The 15,173-nt window shown below is 65.6% G+C and carries 14 protein-coding genes; 11 read left to right on the top strand and 3 right to left on the bottom strand.

Translation table 11 applies throughout. The features are described from left to right. Nucleotides 1-4: 4 nt before the first annotated feature. The 7 genes from ABD002_RS09955 (at nucleotide 5) to ABD002_RS09925 (ending at nucleotide 7,517) form a co-directional block, all read left to right on the top strand. Complete coding sequence (locus ABD002_RS09955) at nucleotides 5-823, top strand: cyanophycinase (protein ID WP_343790327.1); 819 nt, start codon at nucleotides 5-7, stop codon at nucleotides 821-823. Nucleotides 824-840: 17 nt separating this feature from the next. Further along, complete coding sequence (locus ABD002_RS09950) at nucleotides 841-1,911, top strand: glycosyltransferase family 9 protein (protein WP_343790324.1); 1,071 nt, start codon at nucleotides 841-843, stop codon at nucleotides 1,909-1,911. Further along, nucleotides 1,908-2,402: a GNAT family N-acetyltransferase gene (locus tag ABD002_RS09945; RefSeq protein ID WP_343790321.1), complete on the top strand. Its 495-nt coding sequence runs from the start codon at nucleotides 1,908-1,910 to the stop codon at nucleotides 2,400-2,402. The genes ABD002_RS09950 and ABD002_RS09945 overlap by 4 nt, the downstream gene beginning before the upstream one ends. A 233-nt stretch (nucleotides 2,403-2,635) precedes the next feature. Next, nucleotides 2,636-4,372, top strand: a complete 1,737-nt coding sequence (locus tag ABD002_RS09940) for a DUF1800 domain-containing protein (protein WP_343790318.1) — start codon at nucleotides 2,636-2,638, stop codon at nucleotides 4,370-4,372. Nucleotides 4,373-4,380: 8 nt separating this feature from the next. Then, complete coding sequence (locus tag ABD002_RS09935) at nucleotides 4,381-5,832, top strand: DUF1501 domain-containing protein (RefSeq protein ID WP_343790315.1); 1,452 nt, start codon at nucleotides 4,381-4,383, stop codon at nucleotides 5,830-5,832. Between the two features lie 165 nt (nucleotides 5,833-5,997). Continuing rightward, on the top strand, nucleotides 5,998-6,618 hold the full coding sequence (locus tag ABD002_RS09930) for a hypothetical protein (protein WP_343790312.1): 621 nt from the start codon (nucleotides 5,998-6,000) through the stop codon (nucleotides 6,616-6,618). Nucleotides 6,619-6,749: 131 nt separating this feature from the next. Further along, nucleotides 6,750-7,517 carry an SDR family NAD(P)-dependent oxidoreductase gene (locus ABD002_RS09925; protein WP_343790310.1) on the top strand — a complete coding sequence of 256 codons (768 nt, stop codon included), beginning with the start codon at nucleotides 6,750-6,752 and terminating at the stop codon, nucleotides 7,515-7,517. Between the two features lie 15 nt (nucleotides 7,518-7,532). Here the strand turns inward: ABD002_RS09925 and ABD002_RS09920 are convergent, their stop codons facing one another. Beyond that, entirely contained in the window at nucleotides 7,533-7,961 is a 429-nt protein-coding gene (locus ABD002_RS09920) for a winged helix-turn-helix transcriptional regulator (RefSeq protein WP_343790306.1), read from the bottom strand. A 92-nt stretch (nucleotides 7,962-8,053) separates the two neighbouring features. Here ABD002_RS09920 and ABD002_RS09915 point away from each other — a divergent pair, with 92 nt between their 5' ends. Then, a complete protein-coding gene (locus ABD002_RS09915; protein ID WP_343790303.1) occupies nucleotides 8,054-8,698 on the top strand; it encodes a hypothetical protein in 645 nt (214 codons plus the stop codon). Nucleotides 8,699-8,839: 141 nt separating this feature from the next. Next, a complete protein-coding gene (efpL, locus tag ABD002_RS09910) occupies nucleotides 8,840-9,403 on the top strand; it encodes an elongation factor P-like protein EfpL (protein ID WP_343790691.1) in 564 nt (187 codons plus the stop codon). A 349-nt stretch (nucleotides 9,404-9,752) separates the two neighbouring features. Here efpL and ABD002_RS09905 read toward each other — a convergent pair whose 3' ends face one another. Next, nucleotides 9,753-11,174 carry a hypothetical protein gene (locus ABD002_RS09905; RefSeq protein ID WP_379989147.1) on the bottom strand — a complete coding sequence of 474 codons (1,422 nt, stop codon included), beginning with the start codon at nucleotides 11,172-11,174 and terminating at the stop codon, nucleotides 9,753-9,755. A 96-nt stretch (nucleotides 11,175-11,270) separates the two neighbouring features. Continuing rightward, the gene (locus ABD002_RS09900) at nucleotides 11,271-11,858 is read right to left on the bottom strand and encodes an NUDIX hydrolase (RefSeq protein ID WP_425545126.1); all 588 of its coding nucleotides are present in this window, start codon (nucleotides 11,856-11,858) and stop codon (nucleotides 11,271-11,273) included. A 148-nt stretch (nucleotides 11,859-12,006) separates the two neighbouring features. Between ABD002_RS09900 and ABD002_RS09895 the strand changes: the two genes are divergently transcribed. Both ABD002_RS09895 and ABD002_RS09890 read left to right on the top strand, forming a co-directional pair. After that, nucleotides 12,007-13,515: an amino acid permease gene (locus ABD002_RS09895; protein ID WP_343790300.1), complete on the top strand. Its 1,509-nt coding sequence runs from the start codon at nucleotides 12,007-12,009 to the stop codon at nucleotides 13,513-13,515. An 87-nt stretch (nucleotides 13,516-13,602) separates the two neighbouring features. Further along, nucleotides 13,603-15,039, top strand: coding sequence for an amino acid permease (locus ABD002_RS09890; RefSeq protein WP_343790297.1), 1,437 nt, complete (start codon nucleotides 13,603-13,605; stop codon nucleotides 15,037-15,039). Nucleotides 15,040-15,173: the final 134 nt, after the last annotated feature.

The following is a 15,173-nucleotide window of genomic DNA, read 5'->3' as shown; positions in this document are numbered from 1 at the left end:
GTCCATGCCAGCCAAACTCGCCCCTGATCGCCAGCGCGGCCTGATCGTCGCCAGCGGCGAAATCGCTGCGGACGAACGCAGCACGCAGTTGCTGGCGCGCCTGCTCGCGCTGGTCGGACCGCAACCGCGGATCACCGTTCTCGGCCCTGCCGAAAGCGCGGACGATGCGGATGCCGACCTCGATATCGAGGCCATGCTGTACGCCGCGGGCGGCGGCGAAGTGCACCGGCGCACGTTGCAGACCCGGGCTGACAGCGATCTTCGCAGCGTGCTCGACACCATCGAACATGCACAGCTGGTACTGCTGATGTCCCACCAGCCGCTGCGCCTGTCGACACTGATGGGCGGCACCCAGCTTGCGCGCACGATCCGCCGCCGCAATGCAGACGGTATGGCTGTGGCCGGCTGCGGCGCCGGCGCGGCGCTGCTCTGCGAGCACATGCTGACGCACGGTGCCGAGGGCGCCACGCCGCGCATCGGCGGAGCGAGTTTCGCGCCGGGGCTCGGCCTCACCAACCGCGTCGTGATCGACCAGGGCGGACATGCCAGCGATCGTCTCGGCCGCCTGCTCGCGGCGCTCGCGTTGAATCCGTTCGCGCTCGGACTCGGCCTCGATGTCGCGACCGCGGCGTCAATCGGGCCGGACAACGTGCTCGAAGTGTTCGGCGCCGGCGGCGTCACCGTCATCGACCCGGCTGAAATGGCCGACTCGAACGTCGCCGACCTCGAACCCGGCGCACCGATCCGCATCACCAACCTTCGTCTGCACGCGCTGACCGGCGGCGCGCGCTACGACCTCGACTTCCGCCGCGCGTTGCCCTGATCGTGCCGAAAGCCGCCTTGAGTCCGATCGTCGTCCGTTTCGGCGCATTCGGCGATCTGGTGATCCTGACTCCGTTGCTGCACCTGCTGCATCGCCGCTACGGACAACCCTGCACGCTGGTGACTTCGGGCGCCTGGTCGGAACCGCTGCTCGGCACCCATCCGGACGTGCAGCGCATTCTGCGGCTCGGCAGCCGCCGCCGCGCCTACGCGTTCGACCCGCAGCAATGGCGGCTGACCCGCACGCTGCGCGGCCTCAAGGACACGCCCGTGTATGTCTGCGACGAGTTCGCAGTCGACAAGCTGCGCTGGCTGCTTGCGCGCGGTGGCGTCGAACCTGGTCGCTGCCTGTATATCGGCGAGTATCCGCCCGGCGTCGAGGAGCACTGGGTCGATCGCATGCTGCGGTTCGGCTGCCAGACGCCCCCCGCGTTCGAGGCGGAGGATTTTCCGTGGCGCGACGACGACATCGTTCGCGCGCCGCTGCTGCATATCGACGCGGCCGATCGCGCCGACTGCGCTGCATGGCTGCGCTCGCGCGCTCTCGCCAACGCGCCGCTGGTGCTGCTGCAACCCGGCAACAAACGCACGCTGAAGCGCGGCCGCCTCGGACTGATCGGCGACGACAAATACTGGCCGACCGAACATTGGGCCGCATTGTGCAACGCGATCGTCAAACGCATGCCGGAGGCGCAGGTCGTGCTGTGCGGCAGCCCGCGCGAGCAGGGCGTGCTGGACGACATCCAGCTGGCTGCGAAGCGGTCGCAGATTCATGTGGCCGCGGCTGACTTGCCGCCGCGACGCCTGCTGGCCCTGCTCGAACGCGCGCACAGCATGGTGTCCATCGACACCGGGCCGGCCCACGCGGCCGCAGCGATGGGCTGCCCTCTGGTCGTGCTCTACGGTGTCGCTTCGCCGTCGCACTGGAAGCCGCGCAGCGGGAGCGGCACGGCAGTCACCGCGCTGACCAGCCCGACTGCGGATGCACGCGTCGCCGATATTCCGCCGGATACCGTGATCGAGGCGTGGACGGCCCTGCCGCCACGCGAAGCCGCGCATCGCCTCTCCGCCTCTGCAGCTTCGCCATGAACAACGCAACCGCCTTCTCCATCCGCCCGATCGAACCGCGCGACGACGCGGCCGTTGCCATGATCATCCGCAGCGTGATGCCGGAATTCGGCGCGGACGGGCCGGGGTTCGCGATCCATGACGCCGAAGTCGCCGCGATGAGCGCCGCCTATGCGCGAGCGCGCTGCGCGTACTTCGTGGTCGAGGTCGACGGCGTCGTGCTCGGCGGTGGTGGCGTGGCACCGCTTGATGGCGGCGCCACGGACGTCTGCGAATTGCGCAAGATGTATTTCCTGCCGGCGCTGCGCGGCCTCGGTGCGGGGCGTGCGTTGATCGAGCAATGCATGGCGATCGCGCGCACGTTCGGTTTCCGACGCTGCTATCTGGAAACGCTGACCGGCATGGATGCCGCGCAGCGCCTCTATCTCGCGAACGGCTTCCGGCGCATCGACCACGCGCTCGGCAACACCGGCCACCACGGCTGCAACCGCTTCTACCTCCGGGACATCTAGCGAGGTTGTTGGCGGCGTTCGACGCCCTTGCTCGAACGCTCACGCAGCATCGCGACAGGCCTGGTCCCCTCGCGCCCCCGCGAGCAGAGCATGCATGCCCGACGCTCCGTCGCGCATGCACTGTCAACCGATCCAACACACTCGCGTTTTCCCTAGCCGCAGCGGACGACACGCGTCGGGCCAATCGCCCCCCGCCGTGATTCCACACCGCGATCAACTCTAGGGAGGTCGTCATGGGCCTGTTCGTGTTTCACCGCGCGCGAGGCTTGCGCGCCGCGCGCCGCGCGCACTGCTGTCGCGCTGTCGCGCTCGTCGTGGTTTGTCTCGGCGCTGCGCAGGCGCATGCCTACGACCTGATCTTCTCGAGTGGATTCGAGCAGGTCGCCGACGCGCCGACCTCGGATGCGGAAGCCGCGCGCTTCCTGACCATGGCGACCTTCGGGCCGACACCGGCATCGATCGCGCAATTGCGCAGCGTCGGCTACGGCCAATGGATCGACCAGCAGTTGTCGATGCCGACGACGCCGGAACGGCCGTACGTGCAGGCGCTCGATGCCGGCGTGAAGAATCCCGGCCAGGCCGACCGCATGGAAGCCTGGTTCGCGAATGCGGTGACTGCGCCCGACCAGTTGCGCCAGCGCGCGGCGTGGGCGCTCAGCCAGATCATGGTCGCATCCGACCAGCTCGGTAACCTGCCCGAGGACCCGATCACGCTGGCCGAATACAACGACATCCTCGCGCGCGATGCCTTCGGCTGGTACGACACCGGCAACCAATACCACGCAGGCACCTACTACAACCTGCTCTATGACGTGTCGCACAGCCCGGCCATGGGCAAGATGCTGACCTTCATCCGCAACTCGAAACCGAACCCGGTCACCGGCTATTCGCCCGACGAGAACTACGCACGCGAAGTCATGCAGTTGTTCTCGATCGGCCTGATCGAGCGCAATCTGGATTTCTCGCCGCAGCTCGACGGCGGCGGCCAGCCGATCCCGACCTACACACAGGCCACGATCACCGCCAACGCGCGCGTGCTCACCGGCCTCAGTTACCAGAGCGGATGGAACAGCAATCCGACGGGGCTCAACTGGTCCGCGGCCGACTATCTGCCACTGGTGTGCTACGAGGCCTACCACGACGAGGGCCAGAAGATCGTGCTCGACAACCAGGTCGTGCCGGGCGGTGCGAACAGGTGCGCGCCCGACATCGCCGACCTGCTGCAGATCATCGCCAGCCACAAGAACGTCGCGCCGTTCATCGCGCGCCAGTTGATCGAACGGTTCACCAGCAGCAACCCGACGCCGGCCTACATCCAGCGTGTCGCCGAGGTCTTCCTCAACAATGGCCAGGGCGTCTACGGCGATCTCGGCGCGGTGGTGAAAGCGGTCCTGACCGATCCCGAGGCCGCTTACAACGCGCCCCCGCCCCCGTCACCGTACGTGTTCGGCAAGGCGCGCGAACCGCTGCTCAAGCTGACCGCACTGTGGCGCTACTACGCGGCCGCGGCACAGAACGGCTTGTACAGCTTCAACTATCCGCAGGGCAACTACGCGCAGCGCCCGCTCGGCGCACCGTCGGTCTTCAATTTCTACCTGCCCGACTATCTGCCGCCCGGCGAGATGGCACAGGCGGGTCAGTACGGCCCCGAGTTCCAGGTCCTCAACGAAAGCTCGGTGGTGTCGACCGCCAACGATCTGACCAACCGCGTCAATGCCTATGTCGGCAATCCGGCGAACACCAGCGCCACGATCGCGGTGGACCTGTCCGGCCTCGTCGCGCTCGCTTCGAACCCGACCGCGCTGGTCGCGCAACTCAACCACGATCTCCTCTACGGCAGCATGAGCAGCCAGATGAACACGATCCTGGTCAACCTGGTCACGGCGCTGCCGGCCAGCAATCCCACCGCGCGGGTGACGGGAGCACTGCAGGTGCTGCTCGCGTCTCCCGAATACGCGATCCAGAAGTGAGGTGCATCATGACTTCGTTCTCCTCTTCGCGTCGCGATTTCCTGCGCAAGGCCGCTTGCTCCAGTCTCGCCGCCGCGAGCGGCAGCGCGCTGCTCACCCAACTCAGCCTGATGAACTCGGCGCTGGCAGCTACCTCCTGCGCGAGCTATCCGCCGGTCAGCGACTACCGCGCCCTGGTCTGCCTGTTCCTGCTCGGCGGCAATGATTCGTGGAACCTGCTGGTGCCGACCGATACCGCGCGCTACAACACCTACGTCACTTCGCGCAGCGGCATCATCAATCCGGCGATGCCGAACAACAGCGGCATGGCTGTCGATTCGAGCCAGTTGCTGCCGGTCAACGTGCTCAATGCCGGTAGCGGGCACACCTATGGCGTGCATCCGAGCTGTCCGGAACTCGCCAGCCTGTTCAACAGCGGCGCCGGCGCGTTCGGCGTCAACATCGGTACGCTGTTGCAACCGACCACGAAGACCACCTACGGCAACGGTTCAGTGCCCTTGCCACCGCAACTGTTCTCGCACGCAGACCAGCAGGGACAGTGGCAGTACGGACAGCCGACCGCGAACGGTTCGACCGGCTGGGGCGGCTTGATGTCCGATCGCCTGTACGTGCTGAACGCCGGCGCGACGATCCCGATGTCGATCTCGCTGTCGGGTCAGAACCGCTTCCAGGCCGGTATCAATGTGCAGCCGTATTCGATCAGCGGTGCGGGACCGATCGCCCTCGGCGGATACACCGGCAGCGCCGGCACCGCCAAGCTCAACGCACTCGAGGAACTGCTTGCGCTGAGCTATCCCGATCCGCTTTCGCGTACCTATGCATCCAAGGTCAACAACGCGATCGGCTACTACAACACGATGAGTTCCGCGCTGGCCGGCGCGCCAACCTTGAACACCGTGTTCCCGGCCAACAACCCGGTCGCCGACGCGCTCAAGATGATCGCGAAAGTGATCTCGGTGCGCGGCGCGTTGCAGGCAAAGCGGCAGGTGTTCTTCGTCAGCTATGGCAGCTTCGATACGCACGATACCCAGGTCGTCGGCCAGCCCAAGTTGTTGTCGACGATCTCGTCCGCACTCGGTGCGTTCTACAACGCCACCGTCGAACTCGGCGTACAGAACTCGGTGACCAGTTTCACGCTGTCCGAGTTCGCGCGCACCCTGAACTCGAACGGCGACGGCACCGACCACGCCTGGGCGGGCAACCAGTTCGTGATGGGCGGTTCGGTGAAGGGTCAGAACATCTACGGACGCCCCGCGGTCAGCGGCGGCCTCTTCCCGGACCAGACGCTCAACGGCCCGGATTGCCTGGCGCGCGGCCAGATGATTCCGGGCGCGTCCTGCGACCAGTATTCGGCAACGCTGGCGCGCTGGCTCGGCCTCAACGACTGCGATATCGCGACGATCTTCCCGTATGTCAACAACTTCAACAGCCCGACCTGGGACCTCGGCTTCATGAGCTGAGGCAGTCTGCAACGCCGGAAATCGAACGCGATCGCCTACGTTTCTGGCACGACTTATGCCTGTCGCTTCGCTGCGCCATAGCCGCGTTGACGGCTCCCAAAATCGGGAGGAGAGTCGCTGGCTCCGAACGGATCCGTTCATTGCAAACCCGGAGGGGAAGCAGTCATGCGCGCATCACGTTTGTTGAATCGCAAGACCATCGTCGCCCTGCTCGCGATCGCCGCCAGTACCGTGTTCGCGGCCGAGCAGGCCGCGGTCGCCGAGAAGGCGAAGCACGCTGTCGAGAAAACCCACGAGCACACCAAGGCGCCCAGCGACGCCGAACTGATCGCGAGCGCGATGCGCGCTGCTCCGGCCGGGGTGGCGAAGGCCGCGACCATCGTCGCGATGGGCGAGGACGGCAAGATGCGCACCCTGCGCAAGGGCACCAACGGCTTCACCTGCATGCCGGACAATCCGACGACCCCGGGGCCCGACCCGATGTGCATGGATGCGAACGCGATGGAATGGGCCAACGCGTGGATGGGGCACAAGACACCGCCGGCCGGCAAGGTCGGCTTCATGTACATGCTCGAAGGCGGCACCGACGCGAGCAACACCGATCCCTACGCGACCAAGCCCGAGCCGAACAACCACTGGATCAAGACGGGGCCGCACGTGATGATCGTCGGCGCCGAGGCGAGCTTCTACGACGCCTACCCCAAGAATCCCGACCCGGACACCACACAGCCGTACATCATGTGGGCCGGCACGCCGTATCAGCATCTGATGGCCCCGATCCGCTGAGGTCGCTTGAGCAGCATTCCCCGCCCTCCGGTGCGAACGAAATCGCGCCGGAGGGCGGCCGCGTGACCGCGACTCGCGTCGTGCGGCGTCGCTGCTAGAATCCGCGCCCTCGTTCTCCGCGGAAAATCCCTATGGAACTCGATCAGGTCAAGGCCGTCGTCACCGGCGGCGCTTCCGGACTCGGCCTCGCCGTCGCGAAACATCTGCTTGCACACGGCGCCCAGGTCGCCCTGCTCGACGTCAACGACGAAAAAGGCAACGCTGCGGCGCAGGAGCTGGGCGCTTCGGCGAGCTATTTCCGCACCGACGTGACCAGCGAGGACGGCGTCACCGCGACCTTGAAGGATGCGCAGGCGAAACTCGGTGGCCTCAACGTCGTCGTCAACTGCGCCGGCATCCTCGGCGCCGGTCGCGTGCTCGGCAAGGAAGGCCCGATGCCGCTGAAGACGTTCGCGGGCACGGTCATGGTCAACCTGATCGGCAGCTTCAACGTGTCCAAGGCGGCGGCCGACCTGATGCAGCACAACACGCCCGGCGAGGACGGCGAGCGCGGCGTGATCGTCAACACCGCGTCGATCGCCGCCTACGAAGGCCAGATCGGGCAGGCCGCGTATTCCGCTTCGAAAGGCGGCGTAATCGCGATGACCCTGCCGATGGCGCGCGAGTTCGCACGCATCGGGGTACGCGTGATGACCATTGCACCCGGCGTGTTCCACACGCCGATGGTCGACGGCATGCCCGAGCAGGTCTACCAGTCACTGTGCGCACAAGTGCCCTACCCTTCGCGCCTCGGCAAACCGGAGGAATATGCCGACACGGTTGCATTCATCCTTCGGAACCGCTACCTCAACGGCGAGACGATCCGCATCGACGGCGCGATCCGGCTGGCGCCGAAATAAGTCCTCCGCGCGCCGCTATTTGCGGCGCGCCTTTGCAGGATTCCGCGCACTGGCAACGGGTGTCCGCGCCGGCGCAGGAGACTCGCGCTTCGCGATGTCCACCGCCTGGGTGCCCGGAATGTGCTTCTTTCCCCAGCGCACCAGCGCCAGCAGGATGTCGCCCATGTCCGTGCCCTTCGCGGTCAGCGCGTAGGCGAAGCGCACCGGGCGTTCCTGGTACGCGGATTTCTCGATGATGCCGGCCTCCTCGAGTCGGCGCAGGCGGTCGGCGAGGATGTTGGTCGGAATACGCTCGTACGATTCCTGCAGTTCGCCGTAAGTCTTCTTGCCTCGCAACAGGTCGCGGATCACCAGGAGCGACCACTTGTCGCCGACGATGTCGAGCGTGGAGGCGGCCGCGCAGGGGGAGCGCGCGAAGTCGTATGCCTTGGCAATCCGGTTCATTTGCCGAGTTTCCGCCAGTCACTTGCACATTGCAAGCGCAGGTGCTAGCGTCCTTGTCACTTGCAAACAGCAAGTCACTAGGAGACGCCGAAGTGTCCAATACGATGCCTTCCACCCACTGGCCATCGCCCGTGCTGAAAGCGGGCCTTCCCGCCACGATCCTGCTGGTCGCGTGGCTGCTCGCGATCCTGATCCTCGGTTCGAACGGTGCGTTCGTGGCCGCTCCCGGCGCACCGCCGCTCGCGCTCCTGGTCGCATTCCTGGCGCCGATCGCCGCGTTCCTGGCCGCGTTTCGCATGTCCAACGCGTTCCGAGCGTTCGTCCTGAATGCCGATCCACGTGTGCTCGTCGCAATGCAGGCTTGGCGCTTCGCCGGATTCGGGTTCATCGAGCTGTACGTGCATCGGATCCTGCCCGGCTATTTCGCCTGGCCCGCAGGCCTCGGCGACATGGCGATCGGCCTCACCGCGCCGTGGATCCTCGCCGGCCTGATACGGTCGTCCGAATTCGCGTCGAGCCGGACTTTTGTCGCGTGGAATCTGCTCGGGCTCCTCGACCTCATCGTTGCCATCGGCACGGGCGGGATCGGTTCGTTCCTGGTTACGGGCGGCGCTGCAACGATCACGATGGACGCGATGCCCCGGCTACCGCTGGTGCTGATTCCGGTCTACCTCGTGCCGCTCTTCTTCATGATGCATCTCGCCGCGCTGGCGCAGGCCCGCACGCGCACGGCATGAAAGAGTGCGCACCGGCGCGTGTGGCCGCATGCTGCACGCGCCGTTCGAATGGGGCTGCGCGCTGCGACACGGTCCAATCATTCGGCAGGAGCGCGCCGGATCGCTACAATGCGCGCCGAATCGTTGGAGATCGAATCGAGCATGCGCGCAGCAGAAATCAAGAAAGGCAACGTCGTCGAGCATGACGGCAAGGTCTGGCAGGTCCGCGATATCGAACGCAGCTCACCGCAGGGCCGAGGCGGCAACGTCACCTATCGCTTCATCATGTACAGCGTGCCGGGCGCGCAGAAGCTCGATCTTTCGCTGCGCGCCGAGGACGATCTCAAGGAAACCGAGCTGACCCGCCGCGCGGTCAGCTATTCCTACAAGGACGGCGACGCCTTCGTGTTCATGGACAGCGAGGACTACACGCAATACACGCTCGATGCGAACGTGGTCGGCGACGCCTCCGGTTACATCGTCGACGGCATCGAAGGCTGCTACATGCAGCTGATCGACGATGCGCCGGTCGCGCTGCAGCTGCCGCAGTCGGTCGTGCTCGAAGTCGTCGAGACCGCACCGGAAATGAAGGGTGCCACCGCGACCAAGCGCCCGAAGCCGGCCAAGCTCTCCACCGGCATCGAGATCCTCGTCCCCGAGTACATCACGAACGGCGAGAGAATCACGGTCAACACCACGACCGGTGAATTCAGCGGTCGAGCCTGACGCGCTTATGCGATGCCGCCGGGCATCGCATGCGTCAGGCTCGGGTGAGGCATGGATGCCGAACGGCTGCGTCCCACGGACGGCTGCTTGGCTCTGTCTCCGACGCGCTTATGCGATGCCGTCGGGCATCGCGTGCGTCAGGCTCGGGTGAGGCATGGATGCCGAACGGGCGGCGTCCCAGGGACGGCTGCTTGGCTCTGACCACGACGCGCCCATGCGATGCCCTAAGGCATCGCACGCATCAGGCTCTGGTGAGGCATGGACGCCGAGCGGCAGGCGTCCCAGGGACGGCCGCCTGGTTTACTTCCATGCGCCTATGCAATGCCTTCGGGCATCGCGGTCATCCTCACTATCCATCGAACCCGTCGGAGAAGATCGTGTCGCCGATGACGCGCACGACTTCGAATTCGTCGTTGCTGGTCCCATCGGTATCGGCAAATCCGGCAATCACGATCTTCCCGTCTGGCTGCAGGACGAGGCCGGACGCTCCATTGGTGCGCTCCACTCCTGTCCCCGGCAAGCTGTTGTACGTCATGATGCCGCCCCTTCCAAACGTCGTGTCGAGCGCGCCGTTGGGCATCAGGCGCGCCGCGGCAAAATCGAAATTGCTCGTCGCGGTCTCGGCGATCCCGATGAGAACAAAGCGCCCCATGGAATCGCGTTCGAGGCGAAGGGGCGCATCCTGGAATCCGCCTCCGATATCGAACGGAACCAGCACTGGCGTGAACGCGGGATCGGGCACACCATTGGCGAGAAAGCGCATGCAGCCAAAGTCATAATTGGTCGGATTGTTAGCCTTTACTTCGCCACAGACCATCAGCCTGCCATCCGGCAGCTCGATGAAGTCGGTCGCGATGTCGCCCAAGTCGCCACCGATATCGAAACCATAGGTGGTCTTGCCGCCGACGCCGAAGGTAGCGTCGAGTGTCCCGTTGTCATTGAGCCGTGCCAGCGCGAAATCGACGTTGGTTCCCGCGGGCGTAGTGTTGGCACCGCCGACCACGAGGACGTGCACGCCGTCCGCCAATTGCTTGGCCCGGAGTCCGCGCGCCGCGTCGCCCGTACCGAACTGCAGGGCCACACGGCCGTCGATGTGAAACGTTGAATCGCGCTGCCCGGTCGTCGTGAGCCGAACCAGCGCGAGGCTCGACGTGTACGTTGTCGCATTGGGATTCGACGAAGCTTGACCGACGAGGAGGATCTTGCCGTCGGCCTGCAGATTCACGCGCAATGCCTCATCGTCGCAACCGCTGGTCGCGCAATTACCCAGGTTGAACTGGACGATCGTCCTGCCACTCGTGCCAAACGCGGAGTCAATATTGCCGTTCGTATCGAGGCGGGTCACCGCCATGTCCTGGCCAGTGGTTGGGTCGCCATCGGCGTAGCCTGCCAGCACGATCTTGCCGTCGGCCTGAAGCGCCATGCCGACAACGTGGTCGCCCTTGTCGCTGCCGGCGCGATCGAATGCGACGAAACTTTGCCCGCTGACGCCGAAAGTGGTGTCCACGCTGCCATCGGGCATCAGGCGCAGAACGCCGAAATCCCAGTCAGGTGCGGCAAAGTTGCGTGACGAAGCCACGAGCAGCTTGCCGTCGGGTTGCATTGCAAGCTCGACATTGAATTGGTCGATGAAACTTCCAACCGGATACTTCGTGAATACCTTTCCGGCCGTACCGAAGCCGGTATCCAGATTGCCGTCGCGTGCCGATCCGCATGCCGGAAACACGGCCGCCGCGACAGACAGTGCCAAGCCTGCAAATTTGCCGCCCATGACTCACCCCCTTCAGGTTGCCCGCGACGTCGAACTCAGCTGGCGCGTAGTTTCAACCGATGTGGCGCAAAAGCAAGCAAAAAGTAGAAATGAACACTATTTTGCCGACCGATTCGCCAGCCACTTGCGTGCCATGCGCCGAAGCGAGTCATCGAAGCCGTCGCCTCTGGCAATGTCCGCAATGGACCACCACGCAAGCGCATGTGATTCGTCGCTGACGACGAAATCCTCGCTGACGGTCGCGCGCACGACATAGCGCGCGTCGTAGTGCCAGTGCTCCGGCTCGTTGCCACGCGCGGGGATGCGGTGGCGATCGAGGTCGAAGATCGCCGGCTCGACGACAAGATCAGGCAGACCCGACTCCTCCTCGGCCTCGCGCAACGCGACGCGCGCGAGATCGGTATCGCCATCGGCATGCCCGCCGAGTTGCAGCCAGCGATCGAGCTTGCGATGGTGGGTCAACAGCACGCGCGCACCGTCGGCACTGACCAGCCATGCGGATCCCGTCAAGTGCCTTCCGTTGAGTTCGCGTGAGGCGGCGTCGACGCGCTCCGCCATGAAGCCGCGAAATAGCGCTACAGTGGCGGCTTCATCAGCGTACGCGCGCGCATACGCATCGATGGACGCGATCCAGGCGCGCTGGTGGGGAGCCAGAGCGTGCGGCGGGGCAGCATTTTCGCGCATCGGTTCCTCGCTTGCTGCCCCGGCGGGGCTCGCGTATTTTACCTGCGCGATGCGGCCGGCACTTGCCGGACGCATGCGTATAGATCGGTGACCGCGGCTTCCTGCGTGGCGCTGCTCCCATGCTGTGACAGCTTCGGAAGGGGACACGATGATTTTCTGGCGCGTCAAACCGCTCAATCAGATTCTCGAAACGGCGGAAAGGAAGTCGCTCAAGCGACAACTCGGTCCGATTCAACTGACCTTGCTCGGCATCGGCGCCGTGATCGGCACCGGCATCTTCGTGCTGACCGCGGAAGCCGGTCAGAAGGCGGGGCCAGGCATGATGATCGCGTTCGTGATCGCCGCCGTCGTCTGCGCATTGGCCGCACTGGCCTACGCGGAACTCGCGGCGATGCTGCCGGTATCGGGTTCGGCCTATACCTATACCTATGGCGTGCTCGGCGAACTCGTCGCCTGGATCGTGGGCTGGGCGCTCGGTCTCGAATACGGCATCGGCGCCGCGGTCGTGTGTGTCGGCTGGTCCGGCTACATGAACGGCCTGCTGGCCCATGCGGATTTCTTCGGGCTGGTGCAGCCCGGCGCGCTGGCGTTGCCCGAATTCCTGCGAACGGGCCTGTACGCCGGTGGCGGCTTCAACCTGCTCGCGTTCCTGATCGGCCTCGCCGTCACCGGGTTGCTGGTTATCGGCACCTCGAAGAGCGCGCGCGTGAACGCGGTGCTGGTCGCGATCAAGATCGTGGCGCTGACCGTTTTCATCTGCATCGCCGTGCCGGCCGTCAAGAGTGCCAACTTCGAACCCTTCCTGCCCGGCGGCTGGGGCAGCCCGCTGGGCGGCGTCGGCGTGCTCGGCGCTGCGGCATCGATCTTCTTCGCCTACGTCGGCTTCGACGCGGTTTCGACGGCGGCCGAGGAAACGAAGAACCCGAACCGCAACATTCCGATCGGCCTGATCGGCTCGCTCACGGTCTGCACGATCTTCTACCTGCTGGTCGGCTACGGTGCGGCCGGCTCGGTCGGCGCACAGCCGATGCTCGGCTCGAACGGCATGCCGCTCGATCCCGGCACGCCGGAAATGATGGCCGCCTGCGCAAACTCGGAAGCGCTGGTGTGCAGCAGGGAACCGCTCGCGCACGTGCTGCGCATGCTCGGCTTCCCGATACTCGGCAACTGGATCGGCATCGCCGCGATCCTCGCGTTGCCCTCGGTGATCCTGATGATGATGTTCGGCCAGACGCGCATCTTCTTCACCATGTCGCGCGACGGCCTGCTGCCGGATGTGTTGTCGAAGGTGCATCCGAGTTTCCACACGCCGCACGTGATCACGCTGATCACCGGCCTCGTCGTCTCGGCCTGCGCAGCGCTGTTTCCGGTCGGCAAGCTGGCGGACACCTCGAACTCCGGCACCCTGCTTGCATTCGCGATGGTGTCGATCGGCGTGCTGATCCTGCGCAAGCAGCAACCCGACCGTCCGCGGCCGTTCCGCACGCCGTTCGCGTGGCTGGTCTGCCCGCTGGCCGTACTCGGCTGCCTGCTGCTGTTCGTCAATCTCAGCATGACGGCGAAGATCGTATTCGTCGTATGGGCCGCGATCGGCCTCGTGCTGTATCGCTCGTACGGCTATCGTCGCAGCCAGCTCGCCCCGCAAGGCGCGGGCTGAACCATGCGATAGCACGATCCGATCAGAGGCCGGCGCATGGTCGCCGGCCTTTTTTGCGCCTGGCGCACGCCGCTTTCCGGAACCCACATGCTCGACCAACTGTTCGCCAGGAAAACCGATTTCTCCGATGCCGACGCCAGCGGGGGCCCGTGTCTCAAGCGCACGCTCGGCCCCTGGGGACTGACCGCACTCGGCATCGGTGCGGTGATCGGCGGCGGCATCTTCGTGATCACGGGCCAGGCGGCGGCCGAACACGCGGGTCCGGCAATCATCCTCGCGTTCGTGATCGCCGCGATCTGCTGCAGCTTCACCGCGCTGTGCTACGCCGAGTTCGCGACCTTGATTCCGATGTCGGGCAGTTCGTACTCGTATGCGTACGCGACGCTCGGTGAACTGGTCGCCTGGTTCATCGGCTGGAACATGGTGCTCGAGTACGGCGTCTCCGCGTCGGCCGTCGCGGTCAGCTGGACCGGCTACTTCACCAGCCTGCTCGATCATTTCGGCATCCATCTGCCGCCGGCGCTGACCAACGCGCCGCTGGCGTTCATGGACAACCACCTCGTCGCGACCGGCGCGCTGTTCAACCTGCCCGCGGTCGTGATCGTGCTCGCGCTGACCTGGCTCTGCTACGTCGGCATCCGCGAATCGAGCGGCGCAAACCTGTTCATGGTGATCTTCAAGGTCGCACTGATCCTGATCGTGATCGTGGCCGGCTGGCGCTACGTGAATCCGGACCTGTGGCATCCGTTCATCCCGCCCTCGGAAGGGCCGGACAAGTACGGCTGGTCCGGCGTGCTGCGCGGCGCGGCCATGGTGTTCTTCGCCTACATCGGCTTCGAGGCGACCTCGACCGCGGCCCAGGAAGCCAAGAATCCGCAACGCGACCTGCCGATCGGCACGCTCGCCTCGCTCGCGATCTGCACCGTGCTCTACATCGGCATGGCTGCGGTGCTGACCGGCCTGCTGCGTTTCGACCAGCTCGGCACGTCCGAACCCGTGGTCACCGCGGTGCGCGCGCATGCCGGGCTCGGCTGGCTGCGCGTCGTCGTCGAGATCGGCGCGCTGATCGGCCTGTCCTCGGTGATCCTGGTCATGGTCATCGCGCAGCCGCGCATCTTCATGATCATGGGCCGCGACGGCCTGCTGCCGCCGGTGTTCGCGAAGATCCATCCGAAGTACTGCACGCCGCACATCAATACCGTGATCACCGGCATCGGCATCGCCCTGCTCGCCGCGGTGTTCCCGCTCGACGTGCTCGGCGACCTGGTCTCGATGGGCACCCTGATCGCGTTCTGCGCGGTCTGCGCCGGCGTCTGGATCCTGCGCCGCACCCGCCCCGACCTCCCGCGCACGTTCCGCGTGCCGTGGGCGCCGGTGATCTGTTTCTGCGGCATCGCGAGCTGCCTGGTGCTGCTCAGCACGATGAGCTGGTACAACTGGACCCTGCTGGTGGTCTGGACCGTGATCGGTCTGGCGATCTATTTCGGCTACGGGCACCGGCACAGCCGCTTGCGGCGCGGCTGAGGCCCGCCGAGAGAGTTTTGCGGCAGGCCGCCGACGCATCACGACCCGCGCCCCGCGACGGCGCGGGCCCGCTCATCCAGACCTGATACCTTCAATCCGGCGACAGGGTGCACGTCACCGCTGCGTTGCGGGGT

This window comes from Dokdonella soli (genome assembly GCF_039523175.1).
GTDB lineage: Bacteria > Pseudomonadota > Gammaproteobacteria > Xanthomonadales > Rhodanobacteraceae > Dokdonella_A > Dokdonella_A soli.
This window is presented reverse-complemented; position numbering and strand designations above follow the sequence as displayed.

What these genes read in the sequence shown, in the direction of transcription:
- ABD002_RS09920 (WP_343790306.1), bottom strand. Translation starts at nt 7,961, where the DNA reads ATGAACCGGATTGCCAAGGCATACGACTTCGCGCGCTCCCCCTGCGCG.
- ABD002_RS09945 (WP_343790321.1), top strand. Translation starts at nt 1,908, where the DNA reads ATGAACAACGCAACCGCCTTCTCCATCCGCCCGATCGAACCGCGCGAC.
- ABD002_RS09890 (WP_343790297.1), top strand. Translation starts at nt 13,603, where the DNA reads ATGCTCGACCAACTGTTCGCCAGGAAAACCGATTTCTCCGATGCCGAC.
- efpL (WP_343790691.1), top strand. Translation starts at nt 8,840, where the DNA reads ATGCGCGCAGCAGAAATCAAGAAAGGCAACGTCGTCGAGCATGACGGC.
- ABD002_RS09935 (WP_343790315.1), top strand. Translation starts at nt 4,381, where the DNA reads ATGACTTCGTTCTCCTCTTCGCGTCGCGATTTCCTGCGCAAGGCCGCT.
- ABD002_RS09900 (WP_425545126.1), bottom strand. Translation starts at nt 11,858, where the DNA reads ATGCGCGAAAATGCTGCCCCGCCGCACGCTCTGGCTCCCCACCAGCGC.
- ABD002_RS09905 (WP_379989147.1), bottom strand. Translation starts at nt 11,174, where the DNA reads ATGGGCGGCAAATTTGCAGGCTTGGCACTGTCTGTCGCGGCGGCCGTG.
- ABD002_RS09895 (WP_343790300.1), top strand. Translation starts at nt 12,007, where the DNA reads ATGATTTTCTGGCGCGTCAAACCGCTCAATCAGATTCTCGAAACGGCG.
- ABD002_RS09955 (WP_343790327.1), top strand. Translation starts at nt 5, where the DNA reads ATGCCAGCCAAACTCGCCCCTGATCGCCAGCGCGGCCTGATCGTCGCC.
- ABD002_RS09930 (WP_343790312.1), top strand. Translation starts at nt 5,998, where the DNA reads ATGCGCGCATCACGTTTGTTGAATCGCAAGACCATCGTCGCCCTGCTC.
- ABD002_RS09925 (WP_343790310.1), top strand. Translation starts at nt 6,750, where the DNA reads ATGGAACTCGATCAGGTCAAGGCCGTCGTCACCGGCGGCGCTTCCGGA.
- ABD002_RS09940 (WP_343790318.1), top strand. Translation starts at nt 2,636, where the DNA reads ATGGGCCTGTTCGTGTTTCACCGCGCGCGAGGCTTGCGCGCCGCGCGC.